The organism is Vibrio vulnificus NBRC 15645 = ATCC 27562 (assembly GCF_002224265.1).
In the GTDB taxonomy this organism is placed as follows: Bacteria; Pseudomonadota; Gammaproteobacteria; order Enterobacterales; family Vibrionaceae; genus Vibrio; species Vibrio vulnificus.
In genome coordinates this window covers 781,945-807,808 of the sequence record NZ_CP012882.1, presented here as the reverse complement: position 1 = coordinate 807,808, position 25,864 = coordinate 781,945, and the positions used below count along the sequence as shown (strand labels likewise).

The following is a 25,864-nucleotide window of genomic DNA, read 5'->3' as shown; positions in this document are numbered from 1 at the left end:
TTCACACTTAGGCGACGGCCATGTTTTGTTCTTCATTTCTCGCTTGTTCAATCACCAGCCACCACTCTCTAAGCGAAGCCGCTTCCATCAATTGACCAAACGAAATGTTCTCACCCTGTTGATGCCATTTTTCCACCAGCACCATCGCCCGCATCGAGTCCAAGCCAACGAACATTAAATCCTCATCAAGATCAACCTCGTCTGGTTGTATTCCTAAGCTCGTCGCAACGTCCTGCTGGATCTTTTCCAGCGTTAGCGGCTTTTGCGAACGGATTTCATCTAATGCCTCATCGAGACGCTTTACGCTGCCACTACGACTGGCCACGTATTCCAAGGTTCGTAAATGATCTTCTCGAGTAAAATCCGCAATAGCATCACCAATCACAAACGGCTGGATGTCCAGCATGAAGGCGTCTAACGTGGTCGAAAGTATGCCGATATGGCCATAAATCCCAGAAATGATGAGCTGGCTTTTCCCTTGCGCGCGCATAAACTCGAGCAATGGGGTTTTCTTAAATGCGCTGTAACGCCATTTGACGTATTCGATGTCATCCTCTTCTGGGCTGAGTGCTTCAACGATAGGTACATGATCGCCATTCAGGCCCGGCCCCCAGAAATCAGTGAGCAGCGCTCGGTCTGTCGGATGTTGGTTAGCAGGCTGCGCCGTATAGATAACGGGAATGCCCGCTTTTTTCGCTGCGGCTTTTAAGCGTTGAATATGTTGAATGATGTCAACAACTGGCGATGAATCTGGCTGATAATAGTTGACGAAATATTCTTGCATATCGTGGATCAAAAGTACGGCCTGGTCGGGATCGATTGTCCAGCCCGTTCTGTTATCTGGAAACTCAGCGGGGGTTGGCAACGGATAGCCAGCAATTTTGGGGATTCCCATGTTGATAATCCTTTCATTTTGTTTGTCATGATGGTGGCGGTTCGATACGCGCCACTCACAGACGAAGCATGACGGTTAGCGTCGTGTTTACGAGTGATAAGCTAATCTTGACTCACTGGCGCAAGGCCTTTTTGGCTGCGCCAATGCTGGATCTGCTGACTGATGTACCATTGGATAATGTTGTCAAAAAGTGCTTCCACATACTCTTCTGATAACCCCTGTTCATTAGCCCAATGCCGGCGTTCTTCCAGCATGGACGCCACTCGCTCAGGGGCAGGTATGCTTTTCTCATCGGGTTTAAATTGTGCGGCAGCTTTCACGTATCCCATTCTCTGAGAGAGGATATGGACAATCTCTTTATCAAGAGTGTCGATTCCCAGTCGAATATCATTGAGGCTTTCACACGCTTCTGGTTTCTTCAACGATGCCACGGTTATTTCCTTTCGATTGAATTCCTTGCTTTATGTGCGTCCGCCTCGCAGCGGTTTGCACAGACAAACAGGTTATTTCAGTGGTTGTTCATTTCGAAACCACACAAAACATAAATGAGAATGTATATCATTAGCAACAGTTGTACAACCACACACAACCATTTCTTTACCATACGGCTAACTACTATCGTCGTGTTTTTCTTTTTCGACCAATAGGTTGTAGAACCATCACGGCAGAATGGTGCTTAAAATGCGCTTCTTGTCGATTTTGCCTACGGCCGTTTTTGGCAACGATTTGACCGCAAACAGTTCATCAGGAAGTTTGAATGCGGCGATCTCTTTGGTTTGGAGAAATTGCCGAATGTCTCGCAACATAATTTCGGGACCTCGAATGACGGCTGCGACGGCGATTTTTTCACCTAAATGAGCATCTGGCAGGGGAAACACCGCTACTTGGGCAATTTGTGGATGCGACAATAAGAGTTCTTCTAACTCATCAGCAGCAATGTTTTCGCCGGCACGAATGATCACATCCTTTATCCGCCCAGTGACCGTGAAGTAACCTTGGGAATCGACGACCACGCGATCGCCACTGCGATAATATCCTTCATCCGTAAACGCCCGCAGATTATGCTCTGGCGCACGGTAATATCCGCTAAGCGTGTAAGGCCCTCGGGTCAGCAGTTCCCCTTCCTCTCCAACCGCAACTGGCTTGCCTTGATCATCCACAACGAGGACCTCGTCCCATTCGCTGACAGGACGACCTTGCCTTGTTGCAATAATTTCTTTGTCATCGCCCAAACGGGTACACGCAATCAAACCTTCCGCCATACCAAAAACTTGCTGCAACGCGTTTGGAAAGGCGTTTTGCATTTCCAGCGCATCGCTATAAGCAAGTTTGGAACCACCGACTTGCATCAAACGTAAACTCGAACGATCCGTCGACTCCCATTGAGTTGCCTCCGTCCACAGCTGCGCCAATGCAGGCACCAACGCCGTTGCGGTAATACGCTGTTTTTCAATAAGTTCAAAACAATAATCTGGGCTTGGGTTGGTGGTCAAAACCACTTTTCCGCCAGTATTCAACACCCCTAAGATCCCAGGACAACCCAAGGTAAAATTGTGTGCCGCAGGCAACACCGCCAAATACACATCCTGCGCACTGATTTCACTGGCTTTCGCACATTGCTCAACATTAAACAGATAATCATTGTGGGTACGGGGGATCAGTTTGGGTAGCCCTGTCGTGCCTCCAGAAACGAGGAAAAGTGCCGGGTGTTCTGGGTCTACCATCGCTGGTGCAAAATCGCCAGCGTCACACTCTGGCAACGGCGAAAACTGACCAAAATGCCCGCAGATATAGCAGCGAATGGATATTGATAGTTCCGCTTGCAACTGAGTGGCAATCGCCAACGCTTTGTCATCCTTTTCATGATTGGAGCCGATGTACACTCTTGCCCCAGAGAGTTGCATAAAGTGGCGAATTTCGACCAAACCGTGTGCAGGTAATGCCAGTACGGGAACCACACCAAGGCGCTGAAGAGCAAAAAACACGACGAGAAAATCGAGTGTATTGGCTAACTGCAAGACAACACTGTCACCACACACAAGCCCTTCTTCTCGCAACCCAGCGGCGATCCTATCCACGCGACTGGCCAACTCGAGATAGCTCAGTGAAGTGTGGTTATCGGTCACCGCTATGCTATCAGGGTGATGCTCTACTCCCTGATGAAGAATTTGCCACAGCGGCGAATTGCGCCACAAATTTGCAGCCTGATATTGTTCACTTTGAACACTAGGTTTACGCACAAAGCCATCGAGTATCTGCTTTGGTGTTTCGGTTGTCGTGACGACCATATCTATCCTTGCCTTTCTTTAAGGTCACTCCTATTTGGATTACTGGCCGTAGCACTAGGCATGAGTAACCCAAACCAATACGCAAATCAGTGATATTAATAGCACCAAATGCAAATGGTAATAATAATCATTTGAATAAATCAATCAAGTAATGATATGGTTAATTCCTACACTTAGCCGCAAAGACAATCGGCAATAAGTCGCGAAAAATGAAAGGAAATTATTTTGTCAGAACCTCTAAAAGAGTTTGATTTGCTTGCCACGCTCAGCGAGTTACTGCGAGTCAGCGAAGCTGAAATTCAGTCCGACATCAACCTGATTGAACTGGGCCTCGACTCCATCAGTTTAATGCGCCTCACTGGTCGCCTTCGCCAAGTGGGTATCGAAGTCAACTTTGCCCAACTGATGAACTCACCCACGTTCAGCTCTTGGCAAACCATCATTTTCAACGCAAAGGCACTTGCCTAAAGCACCACGAACATGGGCTATTTGTTCGAAATAGCCTTTTCAATAGGACAAAAAAATGAAACTAAAATTAAGCGTTATGTTGGTCAGCACCCTGATTTCTGGTGGTGCAATGGCGAAAGATCTTGTGATCGAGCATTACATGGGGAGCACTAAAATTTCAGATGCGCCAAAGCGTGTTGTTGTTATTGGTCATGGGGCCTTAGACGCTCTGGATTATCTTGGCATCGAGCCCGTTGCCGTTGCGAAAGCGCCAATAATGCCACAATATCTCGATAAGTTTCAGGATGCGAAATACGCCTCGGCGGGCAGCTTATTTGAGCCAGATTTTGAAACCATCTACAGCCAAAAACCAGACTTGATCATCATTGGTCCTCGTGCGACGTCCAAATACAAAGAGCTGTCGGAAATTGCCCCGACCATCGTGTTCAGTGCCGATCTCAAGCAAGGCTACTGGCAGAGCACACAAAAACAATGGCGTAATATGGGCGAAATTTTCAACGCCCAACAAAAGATTGAGCAGAAGATTAGTCAGCTCAATGAAGAGTTTGCCGCCATCAAACAATACAACGAGAAAAACCAAGTGGATGCGCTCACCATCATGACATCCGGTGGCAATATCACGACGTTTGGCTCACAATCCCGCTTTGCTTCGGTTTACGAAGATTTTGGTTTTAAGGAAAGCTCCTCTAACGTTAAGACCAACAACCATGGTGATATCATCTCTTACGAGTACATTAATAAAGCCAACCCAAGTACGCTATTGGTGATTGACGGTGATAAGCTCTCAGGAAAAGGCAATCAAGTTGAAGAACAGTATCTTGACAACGATCTGGTCAAAGCCACCAACGCTTACAAGAACAAACGAATTACCTTGCTTGATCTAGACGCTTGGTATCTCTCAATCTCAGGTATTTCTGCAACTGAAAAGATGGTTTCCGACATCAAAGAGACCGTCGAACTGTAGTCATTCTCTCTAGTCGATATAGAGAAATTAATTGCTATAAAGAAACGCCTCTGATCAACATCAGAGGCGTTTTACTTTGGGAAGGGCTAGAAGTTCAACTGCAATGAAGCACCAATCATACGTGGTTGCTGTTTTAGCGGTTCGTTCAAGCTACCTCTTGCGTATAGAGTCGTTTTATCGGAGTCAAATAGATTGGTGGCAAACAGAGCGGCTCTGCCGTTCTCGAATACATAAGCCAATTGAGCATTAGCGACCCAATAAGCATCAATCTTTACGATTTCAGTATTACTACGGTCTGAGAAGTAATCCCCCGTGTAGGCTGCATTGGCACTTAACTCAAAACCATCAAAGAAGCTATACTGCCCCCCTAAATTACCTGTCATGTTTGGTGCTCGCTCTAGTTCTTTAGAAGTTCCATTCACCTCTTTGTATTCTGTTTTCAATAAACCTAAGTTAGCAAATAGCTCCAGTGAATCTGTGGCATACCAACGTGTACCAATTTCTGCACCGTATGTCTTAGCGTTGTCTAGGTTCGCGATAAGCACATCACCGTTAGATAACGTTTGAGTCATCTGCATACTGTCAAAATCGTTATAGAAGGTGTTGGTCATTAGCTCAACCGAATTGCCAAGGCGGTGGCGGGTATAAAACTCGTAGTTCCAGATATACTCTTCTTCAAACTGATATGGTGAAAATCCTCCGCCTAGAATAGGGTTAAACGCCAAACCAGCACCACCCGAATTGTAGCCTTTTGCCACTTTAAAACCGAAGGTCTGAGCCATATCAGGTTTAAACGCTATATCAAACTTAGGTAAGAAAACACTTAGCGTGTCGTCATGATCCAATTTAAAACGTGGGTCACTTACTTTTCTCTTCACGCGTTCTTTTTCATATCGCCCCGCAACAGTCACATCAATCGATTGTGTCAGCGCATACGTCAATTCGGCAAATGCCGATTGCGTTTTAGTACTGCCGCTCATTGGGTTCGCGCTTGTCGCATCGACGTATTCATCATCTTGAGAAGACTTGTAATAACGAGCGCCGACTAACGCATTTACTCGGCCGCCTAAAGAAAGGTACCTTAGTAATGGCTCTACATGGAACTCTTTACCTTCAGCGGTATAATCGCCTTTCTGGAGTGGATTAGTGTATCGATCAAAAGCAAACTTTGAGTAGACTAGGTTGTTTTCAAAGGTCAGTACCTCATTCAACTGCCAAGAAATATCCCAAGCGGTGCTCAGTGACTTAGTTTCATAAACAGGTCTAAACGCTTCATTCCCGACAACGTTAGTACTTTCAGACTGTGGACCACGGGAATCCATATGAGAAACACCGAGAGTTGTCTTAAAACCCGCCAACGCAGATGGTTCATAAAGTAGCTTACCGCGTACGGAATTCATCTCAATTTTCTTAGCATCGCCAGCTGGCTCATAAGAGGCTAAATCAACAAAACTGTCGCGCTTTTGTTGGTCAAAGCTGAGGCGGAATGCAAGTTCGTCTTGGATGATTGGGGCAGAGATCATCGCAGCGGTTTGTGAATAGTTTCGCTCACCAACACCTGCTTTTACCGCACTTTCAAAATGGTGGGTAGGATCGTTGGTTTTCATTACAATCGCACCCGCAGAAGCGTTGCGCCCTTGAATATAACTTTGCGGACCTAAATACACTTCGACTTGCTGCATGTCCCAAAGAGAACGCGGACCAAACGCAATTTCCGAATACGTCAGCGAGCGGCCATCAATGGACATATTTAAACGAGGTGAAGTACCTGCAAAGCTCGCCAAACCGCCAATCGATGGACCAGAACCATCAATACCACGCACCGTTGGCATGCTGTTACCTTGGCCAGAGTCCACCATATTGGGAATAAGTTGCAACAGGTCATCGATCTCTGTTGCACCTGGGGTATTGTCTATCGTCTCTTGGTCGAACACTTGGACACTCGAACTGGTGTCATAAATGGTTCTTTCTGTTTTCTCACCGATCACAACGACAACAGGCATCTCTTCTTTTTTGTTGCTGTTGGTACTCTCGGTTTGAGCATAGGCTTGACCACTGGCACAAAGCCCCATCACTACCGCAGACAGAGCGTGCAGTTTAAAGATTTTGTTTTCTGCAACGCTCGTTCGCGCTGGGCGTAAAGCTGCCATTTGAATTTCTCCTTAACTCTAATAAACAACTGATTGCATTCAGGATGCACAGGCATAGCGAGTGGTGCTTCTACCTCGAGATTGAGTAGAGAGGCGTAAAGAGACCGAAACTGAACAGCGTTGCACTATAGAGTCACGCTCAAAAGCCATGTGCTTGATTGCAAATATTCCGACTGACATACGTTCCAAACGGGGCTGATTCAGGCCAAAAGCATAAACTCAACTATCGAGTGGTATAACAACGTAGTTCACAACGCATTCTAATTATGGATAATTCAAATGTAAAGCATTCTCATTTGCATTAACGAGAATGTATGCTACTCACCGCACGAGATGCCTTCATTGTCCTGAGTTCTGTTCGGCTAAGGTATTGAGTGATTGATGCATAAACGCCATCAACTGCTCACTGAGATGGGTGATTTGCTCTTGTCCAAAACATCGTTGTTCGCCTTCTAGCGTGAAGGTAATGTTGGCTGCATCCTTCCTTACGCGAAATGTCATATTGAGTCCATCATTGGTGCCATTCGCAACAACCTTGCGCTCACTCTGGCACCCACCAAAAACAATATCCTCATCAATAAGCACATTGATATAGGGGGACTGACTTGCTTTTACATTGAGACTGGCACTTAGAGGATACTTACCGTGGCGATAAAGAAGACGTAACTCAACCATGAGCCGCTTCACCCTATCCACAAAGTTTTCCTCGATATCGGCATTAATCCACAGCGGTAAGGTGTTGACCATCAAACAAGGCGTATTAGCGCAGCGGTTACCCATTCGATTTAAATAGGGTAGCCAGATCCACCATCCGTCACTTGCCGATTGCTGCTCTGTGAGAACCGGCTTTTCAACGCAATACAGACCGACCAAAACCACCAACAGATCCACCCAAGCCCACTGCTGTTGTTGGCTGACGTTTAAGAGCGCGGCTCTTAGCTCGGGAGCAACCTCCTTTGCAATAGCAAAAGTGTCGTTATTGAAGTCATCATCTTTGCACGAGATAAACGGGCGTTGATTGGCATAATCCAACCAAAAACGTTGGTCTCGCTCTGCTCGCTCACTACACAGATAAGCCTGCTCATTTCTGACGTAAGTATCGAATCCTTTAAACACAGCGGGAAGCGTCTGACTTTGTATGAATGCAGAATAGAGAGAAGCACATCGTTGCTCTATTAAGTGCAAGCTGTAGCCATCAAGCGCGATGTGGTGGCTTCTTATGTACCAAAGTGTCTTAACCTCACTGAGCCGAAAAATGGCTTGATAGGTCAGCACTTCCCCTGTCAGATCAATTGGCTTCGCAATGTCATCACGGATTTTCTGCCACGCGAGTTGTTCCGCTTCGGCTTCATCAGTCAAGCTGATGCAATCCAGCACTATCGCAGAACCGTCGAGCACCTCTTGGTGTGGATACCCTTGCTCATCGCAACCAAAAGAGAGCCGCAGCGCTTCCGCTTCTTGTGTGGTTTGCAAAATAGCTTGATACAAACATTCGATATCGCACTCTCCGCTGATCTCGATACAGTGCGCCACATTGGAAAAAGGTCTTTCAGGGAAAGCAAGATAGTCAGCCCAGTATTCTTGCTGAGCCAAAGAGAGTGGGAAAAACACAGGTTTACTCATTTGCCTATCGAATCGTGATAAAAGATAGAACAAATGATAACAACATCACCATTGCAATCAATGATAATAATTATCAATTACAAATAATCTGATGTTTGTTGGGTTATTATCTGGGAAAGTAAGGGAAAGTTGTTGTTGGGAAAAAATAATGAGCTGGTATTAAGAAAGGTAATTTAATCGCTTACCAGCTCGGCTTGCTTTGGGTAACACTAGGCTTGTTTAGAAGCTTCTTTAGCATCTTTCCAATACTGGATGCGGATGCGATGAAGCTGAGCTTTTCTCATTTTTTTCATAGCCATCTTCCTCATTAATTATGTGCCCTACTCATGCAGGACTTTTTGTTTAGGTCGTATTCCTCAATAACATATCGAGTAACGTTCGTTTTGACCGTGATTAATTTCACAAGTTAATGATAAACACCTGACCGTTACAATTCGTTTTTGAACACTTAGGCAGGTTTCATTTCCTAACCGTTATTAACTTATGCTTCTCTTATGACAGAAAAATGGCATTTTTGTTCCGTTTTCCTGACGATTACAAAACATACAATTTTTGTACCATTAAAAGTAGGACACCATTTGCCGCTTCGACAAGCCTGCATAGACGAATTCAGCGCTAATAAAAAGAAAATGTGATGTCACGCATTCCGAGTGAAGGTGAGATAAAAAAGCGCTGCGACCAATTTGCCATTCGCTTTGTGCGAGATCTCTTACAAGCCTTGTAAGCTTTTCACTTTTTATTTCGAGGAAAACGTATTAATCCACAGGCTAAGTTATTGTATTTTATTAACTATCACTTTTTTACTCTAAAAATACACGAAAAAAATTCTCTGCAGACAATTGCCGCCAACCGACAAAAATTCAATACTGTCTTCGTCAACAGGATGTTGGCGGGAACAGGAACAAAGCCTAAAGGATTGGGTATCTTCAGGATGAAGATTTGATAGCTTAGGATGAGTTGTCAGCAAGGACGTTACACTCTGGGATAGAGTTACGCCAGTCAGGATGACAGGCCAGGAAGGACACCGCTAGGAAGGCGATGGACAAAGGATTAGGTTAAAGGATTTAGCCAATATCATGGATAGATGCAGGGAGCACTATCAGTAGCTGGATTGCTGCGAAAGAGAATAAGCCCCGCTTGGGAAACCAGGCGGGGTTTTATTTTTTTAACTCTCAAATTAGATGCATTTATCAATAAAGCATTCCATCTATGCGGTGAATATCTCAAAATGACCTGCTGAATGCCCCTTTCTACTACTTTCTCATCGTGCAAAACCGCAAGCCAATAATAAAATAATTTCCAGACAGCTCTTGACACTCAACTGCGATAAGGGCGCAATGGCGATAGATTTTTTTTGTCATTACGATGATTTTTTTTCGTTTTCATCGTCTTATAAAAAAAACTAAGGTGCGCACCTCTAAACGATGTGGTGTCCTACCACACTCCTTAATCGTATTAGCGAATGGTTAGTGCCGATTTATTCGGTTCATGTCACATCATTTAAACCTGTTCGCTTTATCCTACAATTATTTAAAACTGGTACTGACTACTAAGGAATTGCCATGCGTATTGCTATTCTTTCTCGTAATGAGAATCTGTATTCCACCATGCGTCTAAAACAGGCGGGTGAAGCACGTGGTCACGAGGTCGATGTGATCGACACGTTACACTGCTATATGGATATTACGAGTAACAACCCGAAGATCCGCTATAAGGGTGAAGAATTGCCGCAATACGATGCCATTATTCCGCGCATTGGTGCCTCTGTCACTTTCTACGGTACAGCGGTCGTCCGCCAGTTTGAAATGATGGGCACTTTCGTGGTTAACGAATCCGTTGCCATCAGCCGCTCTCGCGATAAATTGCGCTCTCTGCAATTGTTGTCACGTAAAGGCATTGGTTTGCCACGTACCGGTTTTGCTCACCATCCAGACAACATCCAAGACGTGATCCGCAATGTAGGCGGCGCACCTTTGGTGATTAAGTTACTGGAAGGCACGCAAGGCATTGGTGTGGTATTGGCAGAAACCAATAAAGCGGCAGAAAGTGTCATTGAGGCCTTCATGGGTTTAAAAGCCAATATCATGGTGCAAGAATTCATTGAAGAAGCAAAAGGCGCAGACATTCGCTGTTTCGTTGTGGGCAACAAAGTGATTGCTGCGATGAAACGTCAAGCGAAAGAAGGTGAGTTCCGTTCTAACTTACACCGTGGTGGCAGTGCGCAATTGGTTCGTTTGAGCAAAGAAGAGCGTGCTACCGCTATTAATGCGGCAAAAGTAATGGGGCTAAACCTGTGTGGTGTTGATATTCTTCAATCTAAAAATGGCCCTGTGGTCATGGAAGTAAACTCTTCTCCTGGTTTAGAAGGTATCGAACAAGCGACCAACAAAGATGTGGCAGGCATGATTTACGAGTTTATCGAAAAGAACGCCAAACCAAATTCAAACCGTACCAAAGGTAGAGGTTAATGACGCGGTGGAAGCCAGACTTCCACTATTCTTAAAATTGCGAAGCAAGCTTGGATAATGACTATGACTCAGAAACTGATCATTGGAAATACTGAAGCTGTCTGCTTACCAGAGTTAGGGATTACTCACCTAGAGACACGAATTGATACTGGCGCGCAGACTTCTTCTCTGCACGTGGATAATTTGATCTGCATAAAGAAAGACGGCAAAGAATACGTTGAGTTCGATCTTCACCCAGATGTTTATAATCTGGCGAAAACGGTACGCTGTTGCGCTCGACTAAAAGGCAATAGAAAGGTCAAATCATCAAACGGTACCTTTGAACACCGCTGCGTGATCACCACCACTCTGCGCTTAGCCGATCAAGAGTGGCCAATTGACATTACCTTGAGTAATCGCCAAGACATGACTTACATGATGTTGTTGGGCCGCCAAGGCATGGCTGATCGCGTATTGGTAGACCCAAGCCAGTCACACATTTTGGCCAACTAACGAGATTTGTCATCTCATTCCACGGAGAGCTTCGGCTCTCCGTTTTTTATTGGCTCTTTTTCCAGAGCGAACGCCACAAACTACGTAGCTTGATTTTTGTCACTCGCCAGTGAGTCACTGGGCGTTGAGGGGAGGTGTCTAAAATATGCTGGTATGCGGCAAGATCAAACGTACGCTCTCCGCCATGCGCCAACAGCAAGGTTGTCGGCTGCATGTGGAAAACGCGCTCTAATGAAGCGCGATATTTGTTGGGATGGAAAATGGGAAATGGCGCGATGAGCTTTCGTTTCACTTCAACCATCAAATCCGCCACATACAGAATCCCCTGTTCAGCATAATACACCGACAAATCGCGATCGGTATGACCGGGCGTTTCAAGCACCACCCACTCAGGAAACTCCGGAATGCATTCACCATCATTGAGCTTATGATCTGGGTTTAACGCTCGTGAATACCATAGATTTCGCCACGGTTTTTTTAACCGATTTGCCATCCATGCTGCCAACAGTAAGTCTGTCAGATGCATCAACCAGCCATCAACACCATGATACCAATCGAGAGCTCGATTGGCTGCCACGACTTGGCATCCCGTCAACTGACGTAATCGATGCGCACCACCAGCATGGTCTGGATGCATGTGTGTCACCACGACCACTTTCAAATCACAAAAAGAACGCCCTAAATCCTGTTCAATGAAACGGCGCAGATAGGAAATGTCCGCGCGACTCGCCCCATCAAGCAAAAGAAGTTTGTCGGGATATTCCACCAAGTACATGATCTGAATATAACCTTCAATTTTATGTAAACGCACAGTCATTCCTTTCATTGCGTTAAAAATGAGCCAATCCCTAGCTCACCTGGTCTGACCAATAAGTTAGCAGCAAAACCGTAACACGTCCTCACTGGATAGCAAACCTTGTGATATCAAACTTTAAGTCATCTACGCTTGACCTTACCCTAGGGTAAAGCTTTAGAGTGTCGCTAAGTTTTTCATTAAAGGCACGACATGCGTTTCTCTTCTCTTCGCATATTCTGGATATCCTTTATCAGTATGTTCGCCATGCTGAGCTCAAGTTTTGCCTCCAGCGCGCCTTTAATGACTTTTCAAATGCTCAATGCATCCTCAATACAAACCGATGTCGCCTCTGCCTGCGCAATGACAATGGATGAGATGTCTTCTCATGCGATGCATATGCCCCCCTCTTCTGAGAAAAACAGTCACTCCCCCTGTATGAATGATGACCTTGCCATTCATAGTTGCTGTACTGCAGCCTGCGTGAGTGTTTTTGCCTTTCTTCCACAAAGTAGCTACAGCCTACAAGCCCATTACCAGTTGGCGTTGATTCCGCATGAATCCTCCACATTGGTCATCCAAAGAGAGCAATCTCTCTATCGCCCCCCGATAGCGTAATCCGATCATCGATATGTCGTATCACAAGCTCTAACGAGCTGTGGTGTGTATTTTCACGTCGCTTTTTGACGTGCAGATTGGATTATAAAAATGAAACCGAGCCTTTTAGCGCTGTGCATCAGCGTATCTGCTCTGGTGGTGACTCCAGTGATGGCACAATCAGTCGTTGCCAGCCCAAGTCAGTCACTTTCCAAGAGTGAACCTTTAATGCTGCTTATTGAGCAAGCTCTGGCAAACGACGCCAGCCGCAAGCAGTTCTATGCCCAATCGCAAGCAATGCGAGAAACCGGTGTCGCCGCTGCGACTCTCATGGATCCCAAACTCAAAGTGGGTTTTGGTGGTTTACCGGTCGATAGCTTTAAGTTCGACGAAGACCCAATGACCAACATTTCTGTTGGTCTAATGCAGCAGTTTGAACGAGGTTCAACGCTAGACTTACAGAGTAAAAAAGCCACTCAGCAAGCCGATGGTATGGCGCTTCAAGTCGAGACCCGCGAACGGGAAGTGGCCAACAGTATCACGCAACTTTGGCTGGAACTCGGCTATCAGCAGCACGCTGAACGCGTTCTACGTGAAAATCAGCGTTTAATGCGTGAGCTGGAAAGTTTCATCAGTACCAACTATTCAATTGGTAAGAGTGAAGCCCAAGACCTGCTCAACGCACAGTTGCAAGTCAGCCAATTAGAAGAAAAGCTGCAAGCCAACCAACAGATGCAACGTCGCATTCTGTCACAAATGTCTGAGTGGTTAGGCAGCGAATGGTTGGGGAAACAAACCATGCTGCAAGCAACCAATCAACTGAACTGGCAATCGCTCGATACTCTGCTCGCGTCGGTCAATAATGAGCAATACTTTTCACTTCTCGCACAACATCCGATGGTGCGAATGGCCGATGCCAGTATCGCCGTTAGCCAAACGCAGGTGGAACTGGCAGAGCAATCCTACACTCCGCAATTTGGTGTCGAAGTGATGTATGCGTATCGCCAAGCGAACAACATGAAAGGTGAGCCAGCCTCTGATTTGGTCAGTGCCTATTTAACCATGGATATTCCTCTGTTTACCGGCAACCGCCAAGATCGTAATCATGCTGCCGCACAATATCAGGTGGGTGCCGCTCAATCACAGAAAGATCTACTGCTCTCTCAGATGAATGCTAAGGTCAATGCACTGATGGTTGATCGAACCAATCTTGAACAGCGCCTTGAGCGCTACGAAACCACATTGGTAGAACAAGCTAAAGCTCGCACCAAAGCGGTTGAGCGAGGCTACCAAAACAGTACCGCACAATTTAATGATGTGATTGCCGCCACTCGTGACGAGCTGGCCGTCGAACTGGAATCTCAACGACTCATCACCGACCTTAACCAAGTGAACAGCAACCTCAGCATGCTACTTGGTGGTTTTAACTATGTCGTTGCTAAACCAGAACTCACCCATATCGATGCCACTCGTCAGCAATCAGCAAAGGAATAAAATCATGAAAACACTACAAGTTGCCACTATTGCCCTTTTGGTTGGCGGTGCTGTCGGATTCGCAGCAAACAGTTATTTGAGTGGCCACGATATGAGTGCAATGGCCTCAACAAGCAGTGCTCAAAGCAGCAATGAGCCTCTGTATTGGGTTGCTCCTATGGACCCAAACTACAAACGTGACAAGCCAGGAAAATCGCCAATGGGCATGGACCTCATCCCTGTTTATGCGGAAGATTTAGCCGGTGCGAATGACAAAGCAGGCACTGTGAAAATCGATCCATCGGTTGAAAACAATCTCGGTGTCAAAACCGATAGCGTGACACTGGCCAAGCTATCTCCACGTATTGAAACCGTTGGTTATATCGCCTTTGACGAAAGTAAGCTCTGGCAAACCAACGTCCGTGTTTCCGGCTGGGTAGAAAAACTCTACATCAATGCCGTGGGCGAACAGGTGAAAAAAGGCGATGTCCTCTTTACGCTTTACTCTCCTGAACTGGTTAAAGCGCAAGAAGAGCTGCTCAATGCCAAACGCACTGGCCGCGATGGGCTCGTCAAGGGGGCAACAGAACGACTCCTCTCACTCGGTGTGGATCGCGAGCAGATAAACCAAGTCCTTCGCCGCGGTAAAGCATCGCAAACCATCGAAGTCAAAGCGTTAGCCAATGGTGTTATCGCCAGCCTAAACATTCGTGAAGGGGGCTATTTGTCTCCCGCTCAAGCCGTCATCAGTGCTGGCCCCCTCAACGAAGTTTGGGTGGATGCGGAAGTGTTCGAGCGACAAGCGCACTGGCTAACCAATGGTAGCCAAGCCAGCATGACGTTGGATTCATTGCCCGGTAAAGAGTGGCAAGGAGCTATCGACTATGTTTACCCTATTCTCGACCCAAAAACACGCACGCTACGTATGCGCCTGAAGTTTGCCAATCCCAATGGTGAACTCAAACCCAACATGTTTGCCAACATCACACTGCAACCCGTGAGTGACTCCGACGTTCTGACGATTCCGAAATCCTCTGTGATCCGCTCTGGTGGCATGACACGTGTTGTCCTAGCGGAAGGCGAAGGTAAATACCGCTCGGCGCGCATCGAAATTGGACGCGAAGCGGGTGATAAAATCGAAGTGCTGCAAGGTTTAACCGTCAATGATCGCATTGTAACTTCTGCGCACTTTATGCTCGACTCTGAATCCAGTCAAAGCGCAGATCTCTCTCGTATAAACGGGGTTGAAGCTGCGGCAGAAACCGCATGGGCAAAAGGTGAAATCACTGATCTAATGGCAGATCACGGCATGTTAACCATTAACCACCAGCCCGTACCTGAATGGAACTGGCCAGGCATGACCATGAACTTCAACGCCGCGCAAGGTGTAGACCTGAGTGCGCTACAAAAAGGCCAAGCGATTGAGTTTGAAATGGAGAAAACCCCCGAAGGCCAATACCAAATTATTGCGGTGAAAGCAGACAACAGCGTCATCGTTAACGAAGTCTGGCTAAGTGGTGATGTCTCAATGCTGATGGCGGATTTTGGCATGGTTACCCTCTCCCACCTTCCCGTCGCTGAATGGAACTGGGATTCAGGAGAAATGAACTTCTCCGTGGGTGAAGAGATCAATTTGTCGGGCTTTGAAGAAGGGCAGAAAGTACGATTTCTAGTAGCGAAACAGGGCTCAGAGTACGTTTTAAAACAGCTTGAAGTATTGGGAGGTAAACAATGATTCCTGCCATTATTCGCTGGTCACTCAACAACCGCTTTCTGGTGTTGATTGCCACCGTATTCCTGACTCTTGGTGGTTTATATAGCGTCAAAAATACCCCCGTTGACGCCCTACCCGACCTTTCCGATGTCCAGGTGATCATAAAAACCAGTTACCCAGGTCAAGCGCCACAGGTCGTGGAAGACCAAGTCACCTATCCACTCACCACCGCCATGTTAGCGGTACCGGGTGCAGAAACGGTGCGCGGTTACTCGTTTTTTGGTGATTCATACGTCTACATCATCTTCAATGATAAGACCGACATGTATTGGGCTCGCTCACGCGTATTGGAATACTTAAGCCAAGTCGCGCCAAAGTTACCCGCGAATGCCAAACCTACCCTCGGTCCAGACGCAACAGGTGTGGGCTGGATATACAGCTACGTGTTACAAGACAAAACAGGAAAGCATGACTTAGCCCAACTACGAAGCCTACAGGACTGGTTCCTAAAGTATGAGCTGCAAACGGTCGAAGGGGTCTCTGAAGTCGCCACCGTTGGCGGCATGGTCAAGCAGTATCAAGTGCAAATTGATCCCGCGAAATTGCGTGCATACAACCTGACTTTGCAACAAATCAACATGGCCATCCAAAACGGCAACCAAGAAAGCGGTGCGTCCGTGATTGAGGTAGCAGAAGCCGAGCACATGGTGCGCACGACAGGCTATCTCACCAGTATCGAGGATATTCAGTCACTGCCACTCAAGGTGACCGACAAGGGTACGCCACTGCTATTGGGGGATATTGCCGATATCAATATTGGCCCACAAATGCGTCGTGGTATCTCTGAGTTTAATGGTGAAGGGGAAGCCGTAGGCGGCGTTATTGTCATGCGCTTTGGCGAAAATGCGAGCGAAGTGATTGATAACGTCAAAGCCAAGCTGGCCGATCTGCAACGCAGCCTGCCAGAAGGGGTCGAAATCGTCTCGACTTATGACCGTTCAACGCTGATCAACGCCGCCGTTGAGAACCTTTGGAAAAAACTCGCCGAAGAGTTCATTGTGGTTGCCGTCGTCTGTGCGCTGTTCTTGTTCCACATTCGCTCGTCACTGGTCATCGCGCTTAGCCTGCCTGTCGGTATTCTCTCTGCCTTTATTGTCATGCACTGGCAAGGGATTAACGCCAATATCATGTCTCTCGGTGGTATCGCGATTGCGATTGGTGCCATGGTGGACGGGGCAATCGTAATGATCGAAAACGTGCACAAGCACATCGAACGGACACCACTCACGGACAAAAACCGTTGGCAAGTGATTGGCAAAGCAGCCGAAGAAGTCGGTGCGCCGCTGTTCTTCTCACTGCTTATCATTACGTTAAGCTTTGTGCCCGTGTTCGCTCTTGAAGGTCAAGAAGGCAAAATGTTCTCGCCACTTGCCTTCACCAAAACCTACGCGATGGCGGCAGCGGCTGGTCTAGCGATTACGCTTGTACCTGTGCTGATGGGTTACTTTATTCGTGGTAACGTACTGCCTGAGCACAAAAACCCGGTCAACAAAGGGCTAGTTTCGCTCTATCGACCACTACTGAGTTTAAGCCTGAAATACCCGAAATCGATGATTGTACTGGCGTTGGGACTGATGGCCTCGGCTTACTATCCAACCAGTAAACTGGGCAGTGAATTTATCCCGCCATTGGATGAAGGCGACTTGATGTACATGCCAACCACTTATCCAGGCATTTCCATCGGTAAAGCGCGTGAGCTCTTGCAACAAACCAATAAGCTGATCAAAACCGTACCCGAAGTCGAAACGGTGTGGGGAAAAATTGGCCGTGCCGATACCGCGACTGATCCCGCTCCACTGACCATGATCGAGACGGTTATCCAGCTCAAACCGCACGACCAATGGCGTGAAGGCGTGACGACAGAATCACTTCGCAAGGAGTTTGATAACTTAGTCCAATTCCCTGGTTTAACCAACGCATGGGTAATGCCTATCAAAACTCGTATCGACATGCTCGCGACGGGTATCAAGACACCAATCGGGATTAAAATCGCGGGTCCTGATTTGAAAGAGATCGAGCAGATTGGCGCCCAACTCGAACCAATCCTCAAAGGCGTGCAAGGCACTGCCTCTGTTTACGCTGAACGTGTTGCGGGTGGGCGTTATGTCACCATCGACATCAAACGTAAAGCAGCAGCACGTTACGGTTTGAGTATCAAAGACGTTCAACAAGTGGTTTCCACGGCAGTGGGCGGCATGAACGTGGGTGAGACCATCGAAGGGCTAGAACGCTACCCGATTAACGTGCGTTACCCACAAGATTATCGTGATTCAGTCGTCAAACTGCAAAACCTACCACTGGTAACGCCAAACGGAGCACGCATTACACTCGCCGATGTGGCGGATGTTCGCTATGAAGATGGCCCACCGATGATCAAAACCGAAAACGCACGTCCAAATGGCTGGGTGTTTGTCGATATTGATGGTCGCGATTTAGGCTCCTACGTGCAAGAAGCGCAACAAGTGGTAGCAGAGCAGCTTGAACTTCCTGCTGGTTACTCACTTGCTTGGTCTGGTCAGTATGAATATATGGAACGCGCCAAAGAGCGACTCAGTGTCGTGGTGCCAATTACTTTAGCCATCATCATGCTGCTGTTGTACTTCAGCTTCCGCCGCGTTGGTGAAGTGCTGATCATTATGGCGACATTACCACTCGCAATGGTGGGAGGCCTATGGCTGATGCATTACCTCGGTTACAACTTCTCCATTGCGGTAGGGGTCGGCTTTATCGCACTGGCCGGGGTGGCGGTGGAAATCGGTGTCATCATGCTCGTCTACCTCAACCAAGCATGGCATTACAAAAAGCTTCACGCTGAAGAAAACAAGCAAGCGCTTAAGCCACAAGATCTCACCGATGCGATCCGCGAAGGCGCGGGCTTACGTGTACGCCCAGTCATGATGACGGTTCTAACGGTGATTATTGGCCTTATCCCAATCATGTACGGTGAAGGTACGGGCTCTGAGGTGATGCAACGCATCGCAGCCCCGATGATTGGCGGCATGGCTTCAGCACTTCTGCTCACGCTATTGGTTCTCCCTGCCATATTCAAGTTATGGAAAAGCAAAGAACTGACTAAAACCGAATAGAAAATCAGGGGCAGTACTGACTGCCCCCTTAACAAAACAATCAACAACAGAAAACAAAAAGAACACGACTTAAAAAGGAAAAAACCATGAACAAGATGACAAAAACACTGATTGCAGCCGCACTGACTTTCTCTGCCACCGCAGTATTTGCGAACACCATGGATCACTCAAAAATGGATCATTCTAAGATGGAGCATGGAAAAGTGGACCACAGTAAAATGGATCATGGCAACATGAAAGAAGGCAGCATGAAGATGGACCACTCGAACATGATGGGAATGGAAGGCATGTCGGATGTTGGTATGCCAGCCAAAGGTTCAAAACCAGACAAAATCGTGCATGTTATTTTGAGCGATGACATGAAAATCACCTTTAAAAAAGAAGTCAAAATTGAGCCAAACGACGTAGTGCAGTTTGTTGTCATGAACACCGGTAAAATCGACCATGAGTTTTCTATCGGCTCTATGGCTGAACAGCTTGAACATCGTGAAATGATGAAGCAGATGGGCAACCATGCACATGACAGCGGCAGCACCGTGACCGTTCAACCAGGCAAAGCGAAACAACTGATGTGGCATTTCCACGGCGATAACAAAGTCGAGTTTGCATGTAACATTCCAGGCCACGCCGAAGCGGGTATGGTGAAGAAAATAGAACTGTAACTCTATAGCGTCTCAGCACGCTAGCCAAACAATAGACCACAGCCCCCCTACTCATTAGCTTCAACATATTGAGCGGGGGGATAATTTACACACTCAAATCAAAAGGAAAAACCGAACGCCATTATTTCCTGCCACTTATTGCTTATCGAAAAAACAACAGCTTATTATTGGTAAAATATTTTTTGTCTAAGATCTCTCACTTTTATAATCACAATAATGACGAGGGAATTTTTTCATACATAATGACTATGAGTCTGAAATGGTTCATTTCAATTAGGTGAATATTATGACCACATACAACACTTCTAGTCTCTGGTTTACACTCGATTATAAAATCGCGTTCTTCTTTCCTGCTTAATCCCCACAATTAAATTAATTTTCAATACATTAGATATTACTTAATGCAATAAAACTCGCATACTAGTTTATTAGTACGTTTTGTAGTCATTGAATTTTAATTTATCCACTTGTTCTTACCAGTTATTAGACTGGCGCTTAATGTGATATTTCGCGTCTATCCACTGGTATTTTCAATCAATTTAAAACACTCGAGAATAAACAAACTATTCTTGAGGTAATAAGTATATTTAAAATTTCAGGAAACTATTATGGATAATTTTAAGCATCTTCCAGAACCCTTTCGTATTCGCGTTATTGAGCCAGTAAAACGCACCACTCGCGAGTATCGCGAAGAAGCGATTTTAAAAGCGGGCATGAACCCTTTCCTACTGGATAGTGAAGATGTCTTTATCGACTTGCTGACCGACAGTGGCACAGGGGCCATCACTCAAGATATGCAAGCGGCGATGTTCCGTGGTGATGAAGCGTACAGTGGCAGCCGCAGTTATCACGCATTAGCCAACGCCGTAAAAGACATTTTTGGTTACGAATTCACCATTCCGACGCACCAAGGCCGTGGTGCAGAGCAAATCTACATTCCGGTGTTGATCAAAAAACGTGAAATCGAAAAGGGATTGGATCGCTCTAAGATGGTCGCCCTGTCGAACTACTTCTTCGATACCACCCAAGGTCACACGCAAATTAACTGCTGTGTGGCGAAAAACGTCTACACCGAAGAAGCCTTTGATACTGGCGTGAAAGCCGACTTTAAAGGCAATTTTGATTTAGAAAAGCTGGAAGAAGCGATTCTCGAAGCGGGCCCTGCCAATGTGCCGTACATCGTCAGCACCATTACCTGTAACTCTGCTGGCGGCCAACCGGTTTCACTTGCTAACTTAAAAGCGGTTTACGAGATTGCCCAACGCTATGAGATCCCTGTGATCATGGACTCAGCCCGTTTTGCGGAGAATGCTTATTTCATCCAGCAACGCGAAAAGGATTACCAAAACTGGAGCATCGAGGAGATCACCCGCGAAAGCTACAAATACGCAGATGGTTTGGCCATGTCAGCGAAAAAAGACGCCATGGTACAAATGGGCGGTCTGCTTTGCTTTAAAGATGAAAGCTTCCTAGATGTTTACACAGAATGCCGCACCTTGTGTGTGGTTCAAGAAGGTTTCCCCACTTACGGTGGCTTAGAAGGCGGTGCGATGGAGCGCTTAGCGGTTGGCCTATACGATGGTATGCGCCAAGACTGGCTAGCCTACCGAATTAACCAGGTGGAATATTTAGTGAATGGCCTCGAAAGCATTGGCGTGGTTTGTCAGCAAGCCGGTGGACACGCGGCCTTTGTTGATGCCGGTAAACTGCTTCCTCATATTCAAGCAGACCAGTTCCCTGCCCATGCTTTAGCATGCGAGCTCTATAAGGTCGCGGGTATCCGCGCGGTCGAAATCGGCTCGCTGCTCCTCGGGCGCGATCCTGCGACAGGCAAGCAGCACCCGTGTCCTGCGGAGTTACTGCGCCTAACCATTCCACGCGCCACGTATACTCAAACGCACATGGATTTCATCATCGAAGCGTTTGGTAAAGTCAAAGCCAATGCGGCAAACGTCAAAGGGCTCGAGTTCACCTATGAGCCGCAAGTCCTTCGTCACTTTACCGCGCGACTGAAGGAAATCGACGCATAACACTCGCCAAAACGCAGCCCTACCGTGGCTGCGTTTTTTTGGCCAAAAAAAAGATAACGATAGATTAAACAATAACGTGAAACTCAAGGATTATTATCATGTCAAAGCAACCCTCGTTAATTGGGGGAGCGTGCATTATTGCCAGCGTCTGTGTCGGCGCAGGAATGCTCGGCCTCCCCAGTGCAGGGGCTGGCGCGTGGACGCTCTGGTCTCTATTGGCTCTCACTCTTACCATGGTCGTCATGACTCTATCTGGTTGGCTGCTGCTCGAAGCTTTTAAACACTACGAACTGCGGGTTTCCTTCAATACCGTCACCAAAGATATGCTCGGCAACAAAGTAAACTGGTTCAACAATTTGATGGTTTACTTTGTAGGTGGCATTTTGCTGTACGCTTACATCACTTCTTCTGGTCTTATCTTGCAAGATGTTCTGCAAATAGACAGTAAAGTGGCCTCTGTCTTATTCGTTGCGGTATTCTCGGCCTTTGTTTGGCATTCAACACGCGCCGTTGACCGTATCTCGGTCATTCTCATTGTCTTTATGGTTCTCAGTTTTATCTTTGGCGTTTCAGGGTTAGCGATCAACGTCAAAACCTCCGTTTTATTCGATACCATCAATGAGAATGCAGATTACGCGCCCTATGCCATGGCGATGCTTCCCGTTGCTCTAACCTCTTTTGGTTATCACCATTCCGTCTCTTCTATGCGCTCTTATTACGGTGATGAACGAAAAGCCAAGTACGCCATTCTTGGTGGAACGATTATTGCGCTTAGCCTCTATTTCTTATGGCTACTGAGCATCTTCGGCAACTTACCTCGCTCAGAGTTTGGCTCGGTGATAGAGCAAGGTGGTAATGTCGATGTGTTGCTAAAAGCACTGGGTTCGGTGATTGAATCAGAGAAGGTCTCGCACGCGATCAACGCATTCTCGATGGCGGCGATTCTCTCGTCTTTCATTGGTGTTGGATTAGGGGTGTTTGATTTCTTGGCTGATCTGTTTCAGTTCAACAACAGCAAAATGGGCAGAACGCAAACTTGGTTAGTCACCTTCCTTCCACCGTTGATCTTGTCGCTGCTGTTCCCATTTGGTTTCATCATTGCCATTGGTTATGCTGGCGCGGCGGCCACCGTCTGGGCATGTATCATCCCTGTACTGCTCGCCTACAAATCTCGTTCGATGGAGAATGGCTACCAAGGCTTTGTGGTACCAGGAGGCATATCGGTGCTCATTCTGGTTCTGGGTTTTGGTGTGTTAACCGCCATCTTCCATATGCTGGCCATGGCCAATATGCTGCCCGCATTTACGGGGTAAAGATAACGCCAGCCACCTCAAGGTGGCTGGCTTGTTGTTACAAATGCCAACTCCGCGTAATTTGCGCTTCAGCGACAAAATGATCGTCGTGACTCACCAAAATTAATGCGCCCTGGTAGCGGGCCAGCGCGTGGGCCAATGCCTGTTTGGATTCCAAATCGAGATGATTGTCCGGTTCATCCAACAGCAATAGAGGCTGGTTAGGTACATGGCTTACCATCAACATCGCCAATTTCATTTTCTCACCGCCACTCAGATGTGCCGCTTGCCGATCAACGCTCTCTCGACGAAAACCGATACCAGCAAGCAACAGACGAGCCTCATTGGTGGTTATCCCAGAGCAAAAGTGGGTGAGATTTTCCAGCAAAGAGAGCTGAAGGTTGATGATTTGGTAGTGTTGGTCAAGATAAACCGCAGGCGCATAACGGCAAATTTCACCACTGTATTCCTTATGTAGACCGGTCAACGCTTTCAGTAGCCTGCTTTTCCCCACGCCATTGGCACCAAACAAACGGTAGCGTTCTCCTTGTTTGAGCTGAAAGGAGAGAGGCGTGTGCGTAAGCCCTTGCGTTCGATAATCTTTCACATTCAGCAACGTCCTCTTTTTGTGCTCATGCGTTTCAGACAAGTACAACTTTGGCTCTTCCTCTAGCACCAACTTCTGCTTTAAATTGTGCTGCAGATGCTGATTTCGCTTAAGTTGATTTTGCTCCTTGATGTTGGCGCTCGCGCGGCGATTTTCAGCGCTGTTTTTCATGCCATCTGTCAATATTTTGGGTTGGCTACCTGACGTACGCTTTTTCTTACCCTGGCTTTCTCGCTTCTGCGCTTTCTCTTTGCTCTTTTGTATCTCGCGTTGTATTGCTTTTTGTTCACGTTGCAGATGATTGAGCTTGCGAGTCACCGCTTCTTGCTGCGCCTGCCACTGCTGATGATATTGCGCATAGTGACCATCAAACCAGTGCAACCCTTCGGATGTCAAACGCACGACTCGATCCACCGCCATCAACAAAGCGCGATCATGGCTCACCAACAAGATTGGCCGCGACTCGAGCCTCATTTGCTCAATCAACCATTGTTTACCAATGTGGTCGAGATGATTACTCGGCTCATCAAGGATCAACACCTCGTTGTCCGCCAAAAATAAGCGCTTTAAAGTGAGCATCGCAAGCTGTCCACCGCTAAGTTGCTGACAACTGGCATCGAGTGGTTGCGTGATCCTAAGCTCATCAAGCAAAGCTTGCGTGGTGTGCTCAATCTGCCAATCTTCTTCCAGCAGTTCAAAATGAAGCGGATCCATACTGCCCTTTTCTATTTGCTTGAGGGCATTCAGTTTTTGACTGACACCAAGGTATTGCGCAATGGAGCCTTGTGGCTTTTGATCGGATGCTTGTTGTGAGTAGTAGCCAATTCGGCCATGAGCAACAACATAACCTGATGTCGGCGTCCTTTGGCCCACCAGCAATTGCAGCAGGAGAGACTTACCCACACCATTTCGGCCTACCAACGCCGTTCGTCCCTCGTAAAGTTGAAAATCAAGATGGTGAAATAACCATTCACCGCTGTTTAATTGATAGCTCAGTTGCTGTGCGTGAATAACGGGCATAGAGACCCCCTTACGATTCAAAGAAAAGTAAGAAGTCAGTAGGCAAAATTACGAGCATCACGTGTGGCAACACAGGCATCAAGCAATGCATGACGCACAGATGGAATGAAAACTCATTTGAGAATAAAAGAAACGCAATAACGCCGACTAACTCCAAGAGCCGAATGAATAAAAATCATCGGAATGTAGGGAAGTTAGATGTTCATGTAGGCGTTATCTCCGCAAGAAAGGATGGCGAGAGGTTAACAATTGAACAAACGAGGTGTCAAGTGCAACTCATGAATCAATACACAACAAAAAGCTAAATAATGTAGTGCTAAAGCAATGATTAACAACAAAATAATCAATAATAATCTTTTTGTGATCATTGATAAGTATTTGATAAATCATAAATGCAACAAATGAGTGTTGTGGTATTTTCGCCCGCCTCTATGCAAATAAAATATACCTATTATTTCAATCGCATAGTTATTAAAAATACGTTAAATATCAATAAGGAAATTTGTGTGAAAAAGTTGGCATTATCTAAAGTTTTTCTGTTGGGCTTATTGGCCTCTTCGTATGCAAATGCGAACGTATTGACAGGAGTAGTCGGCATTGGATATGGCTTTGGAGGCGATAAACTGGGTGAAGGCGTTTTCGTCAATGGCGATAGCGATGATATAAAAGCGAACGAAGGTTTTTCGATCTTTGGCGGGGCGGATTTAGCGCTTCCACAAGACTTCTTGTTGCGTGGCACCCTAGGTTACAAGTTTGACACTATTGATGCGTCAAACGGTGATATCTCATTCAGCCGAGTTCCCGTTGAGTTCACAGTTTTCAAGAGCTTAAGCAACCACAAGTTAGGCGCAGGGTTTACCTATCACACCGCGGTTAGCTATGAGTGTGATGTCAGCGGGATCTGCAGTGGCGAAGTGGAATTCGATGATGCAGCAGGTTTGGTGGTGCAATATGAGTACGCATTTGCGCCTGGAGCTCTTGGCCAAATCGCAGTTGGTGCCAAATACACCAATATCGAGTATGAAGTATCCTCAACAGGTGAAACCTTTGACGGCAGTGGCTTCGATATTCACCTTACCGTTTTGTTCTAAAGACCATCGAAATCTAGACCAATAAATCGGTGTTAATCTGTGTTATTTAGGGAAGAGATGCCCTCTTCCCTTGTTTCTACGACGTTATCGT

At 46.7% G+C, this 25,864-nt stretch carries 20 protein-coding genes; 13 read left to right on the top strand and 7 right to left on the bottom strand.

What is annotated here, in order from left to right:
* Positions 1-7 precede the first annotated feature (7 nt).
* From AOT11_RS19255 to AOT11_RS19245, 3 genes are all read right to left on the bottom strand, one after another.
* Positions 8-895, bottom strand: a complete 888-nt coding sequence (locus AOT11_RS19255; RefSeq protein ID WP_017421576.1) for an isochorismatase — start codon at positions 893-895, stop codon at positions 8-10.
* Positions 896-996: 101 nt separating this feature from the next.
* Positions 997-1,326 carry an isochorismate lyase gene (locus AOT11_RS19250; RefSeq protein ID WP_011081756.1) on the bottom strand — a complete coding sequence of 110 codons (330 nt, stop codon included), beginning with the start codon at positions 1,324-1,326 and terminating at the stop codon, positions 997-999.
* A gap of 228 nt (positions 1,327-1,554) precedes the next feature.
* A complete protein-coding gene (locus AOT11_RS19245; RefSeq protein WP_017421575.1) occupies positions 1,555-3,183 on the bottom strand; it encodes a (2,3-dihydroxybenzoyl)adenylate synthase in 1,629 nt (542 codons plus the stop codon).
* A gap of 225 nt (positions 3,184-3,408) precedes the next feature.
* Here AOT11_RS19245 and AOT11_RS19240 point away from each other — a divergent pair, with 225 nt between their 5' ends.
* Together AOT11_RS19240 and AOT11_RS19235 are read left to right on the top strand one after the other, a co-directional pair.
* The gene (locus AOT11_RS19240; protein ID WP_017421574.1) at positions 3,409-3,651 is read left to right on the top strand and encodes a phosphopantetheine-binding protein; all 243 of its coding nucleotides are present in this window, start codon (positions 3,409-3,411) and stop codon (positions 3,649-3,651) included.
* 55 nt (positions 3,652-3,706) lie between these two features.
* Positions 3,707-4,615 (top strand): siderophore ABC transporter substrate-binding protein, encoded by a 909-nt coding sequence (locus AOT11_RS19235; protein ID WP_011081759.1) that lies wholly within the window; start codon positions 3,707-3,709, stop codon positions 4,613-4,615.
* Positions 4,616-4,701: 86 nt separating this feature from the next.
* Here the strand turns inward: AOT11_RS19235 and vvuA are convergent, their stop codons facing one another.
* Both vvuA and AOT11_RS19225 read right to left on the bottom strand, forming a co-directional pair.
* A complete protein-coding gene (gene vvuA, locus AOT11_RS19230) occupies positions 4,702-6,765 on the bottom strand; it encodes a TonB-dependent siderophore vulnibactin receptor VvuA (RefSeq protein WP_017421573.1) in 2,064 nt (687 codons plus the stop codon).
* A 339-nt stretch (positions 6,766-7,104) separates the two neighbouring features.
* Positions 7,105-8,388 (bottom strand): condensation domain-containing protein, encoded by a 1,284-nt coding sequence (locus AOT11_RS19225; protein ID WP_223848376.1) that lies wholly within the window; start codon positions 8,386-8,388, stop codon positions 7,105-7,107.
* 1,562 nt (positions 8,389-9,950) lie between these two features.
* On the opposite strand from AOT11_RS19225, the gene rimK reads away from it, so the two are divergent.
* Both rimK and AOT11_RS19215 read left to right on the top strand, forming a co-directional pair.
* Positions 9,951-10,856 (top strand): 30S ribosomal protein S6--L-glutamate ligase, encoded by a 906-nt coding sequence (gene rimK / locus AOT11_RS19220; RefSeq protein WP_011081763.1) that lies wholly within the window; start codon positions 9,951-9,953, stop codon positions 10,854-10,856.
* A gap of 63 nt (positions 10,857-10,919) precedes the next feature.
* Positions 10,920-11,348 carry an ATP-dependent zinc protease family protein gene (locus AOT11_RS19215; protein ID WP_026050663.1) on the top strand — a complete coding sequence of 143 codons (429 nt, stop codon included), beginning with the start codon at positions 10,920-10,922 and terminating at the stop codon, positions 11,346-11,348.
* Positions 11,349-11,394: 46 nt separating this feature from the next.
* On the opposite strand, the gene AOT11_RS19210 is transcribed toward AOT11_RS19215, so the two are convergent.
* Complete coding sequence (locus AOT11_RS19210) at positions 11,395-12,165, bottom strand: MBL fold metallo-hydrolase (RefSeq protein ID WP_017421568.1); 771 nt, start codon at positions 12,163-12,165, stop codon at positions 11,395-11,397.
* Positions 12,166-12,399: 234 nt separating this feature from the next.
* Here AOT11_RS19210 and AOT11_RS19205 point away from each other — a divergent pair, with 234 nt between their 5' ends.
* The 8 genes from AOT11_RS19205 to AOT11_RS19170 all read left to right on the top strand — a co-directional run bounded on the left by AOT11_RS19205 (position 12,400) and on the right by AOT11_RS19170 (position 23,076).
* Positions 12,400-12,759 (top strand): hypothetical protein, encoded by a 360-nt coding sequence (locus AOT11_RS19205; RefSeq protein ID WP_399462554.1) that lies wholly within the window; start codon positions 12,400-12,402, stop codon positions 12,757-12,759.
* Positions 12,760-12,849: 90 nt separating this feature from the next.
* Positions 12,850-14,232 (top strand): TolC family protein, encoded by a 1,383-nt coding sequence (locus AOT11_RS19200; protein ID WP_017421567.1) that lies wholly within the window; start codon positions 12,850-12,852, stop codon positions 14,230-14,232.
* A gap of 4 nt (positions 14,233-14,236) precedes the next feature.
* A complete protein-coding gene (locus AOT11_RS19195) occupies positions 14,237-15,946 on the top strand; it encodes an efflux RND transporter periplasmic adaptor subunit (RefSeq protein WP_017421566.1) in 1,710 nt (569 codons plus the stop codon).
* Positions 15,943-19,071, top strand: a complete 3,129-nt coding sequence (locus AOT11_RS19190; RefSeq protein ID WP_017421565.1) for an efflux RND transporter permease subunit — start codon at positions 15,943-15,945, stop codon at positions 19,069-19,071. The genes AOT11_RS19195 and AOT11_RS19190 overlap by 4 nt, the downstream gene beginning before the upstream one ends.
* A gap of 95 nt (positions 19,072-19,166) precedes the next feature.
* A complete protein-coding gene (copI, locus tag AOT11_RS19185; protein ID WP_172840621.1) occupies positions 19,167-19,733 on the top strand; it encodes a copper-resistant cuproprotein CopI in 567 nt (188 codons plus the stop codon).
* Positions 19,734-20,019: 286 nt separating this feature from the next.
* Positions 20,020-20,091, top strand: coding sequence for a tryptophanase leader peptide (gene tnaC, locus AOT11_RS24255; RefSeq protein ID WP_123773448.1), 72 nt, complete (start codon positions 20,020-20,022; stop codon positions 20,089-20,091).
* Positions 20,092-20,341: 250 nt separating this feature from the next.
* Positions 20,342-21,763 carry a tryptophanase gene (gene tnaA, locus AOT11_RS19175; protein WP_017421563.1) on the top strand — a complete coding sequence of 474 codons (1,422 nt, stop codon included), beginning with the start codon at positions 20,342-20,344 and terminating at the stop codon, positions 21,761-21,763.
* A 98-nt stretch (positions 21,764-21,861) separates the two neighbouring features.
* Complete coding sequence (locus tag AOT11_RS19170; RefSeq protein ID WP_017421562.1) at positions 21,862-23,076, top strand: aromatic amino acid transporter; 1,215 nt, start codon at positions 21,862-21,864, stop codon at positions 23,074-23,076.
* A 37-nt stretch (positions 23,077-23,113) separates the two neighbouring features.
* Here the strand turns inward: AOT11_RS19170 and AOT11_RS19165 are convergent, their stop codons facing one another.
* Positions 23,114-24,682 carry an ATP-binding cassette domain-containing protein gene (locus AOT11_RS19165; RefSeq protein WP_017421561.1) on the bottom strand — a complete coding sequence of 523 codons (1,569 nt, stop codon included), beginning with the start codon at positions 24,680-24,682 and terminating at the stop codon, positions 23,114-23,116.
* 506 nt (positions 24,683-25,188) lie between these two features.
* Here AOT11_RS19165 and AOT11_RS19160 point away from each other — a divergent pair.
* Positions 25,189-25,773: a hypothetical protein gene (locus tag AOT11_RS19160; RefSeq protein WP_223370905.1), complete on the top strand. Its 585-nt coding sequence runs from the start codon at positions 25,189-25,191 to the stop codon at positions 25,771-25,773.
* Positions 25,774-25,864: the final 91 nt, after the last annotated feature.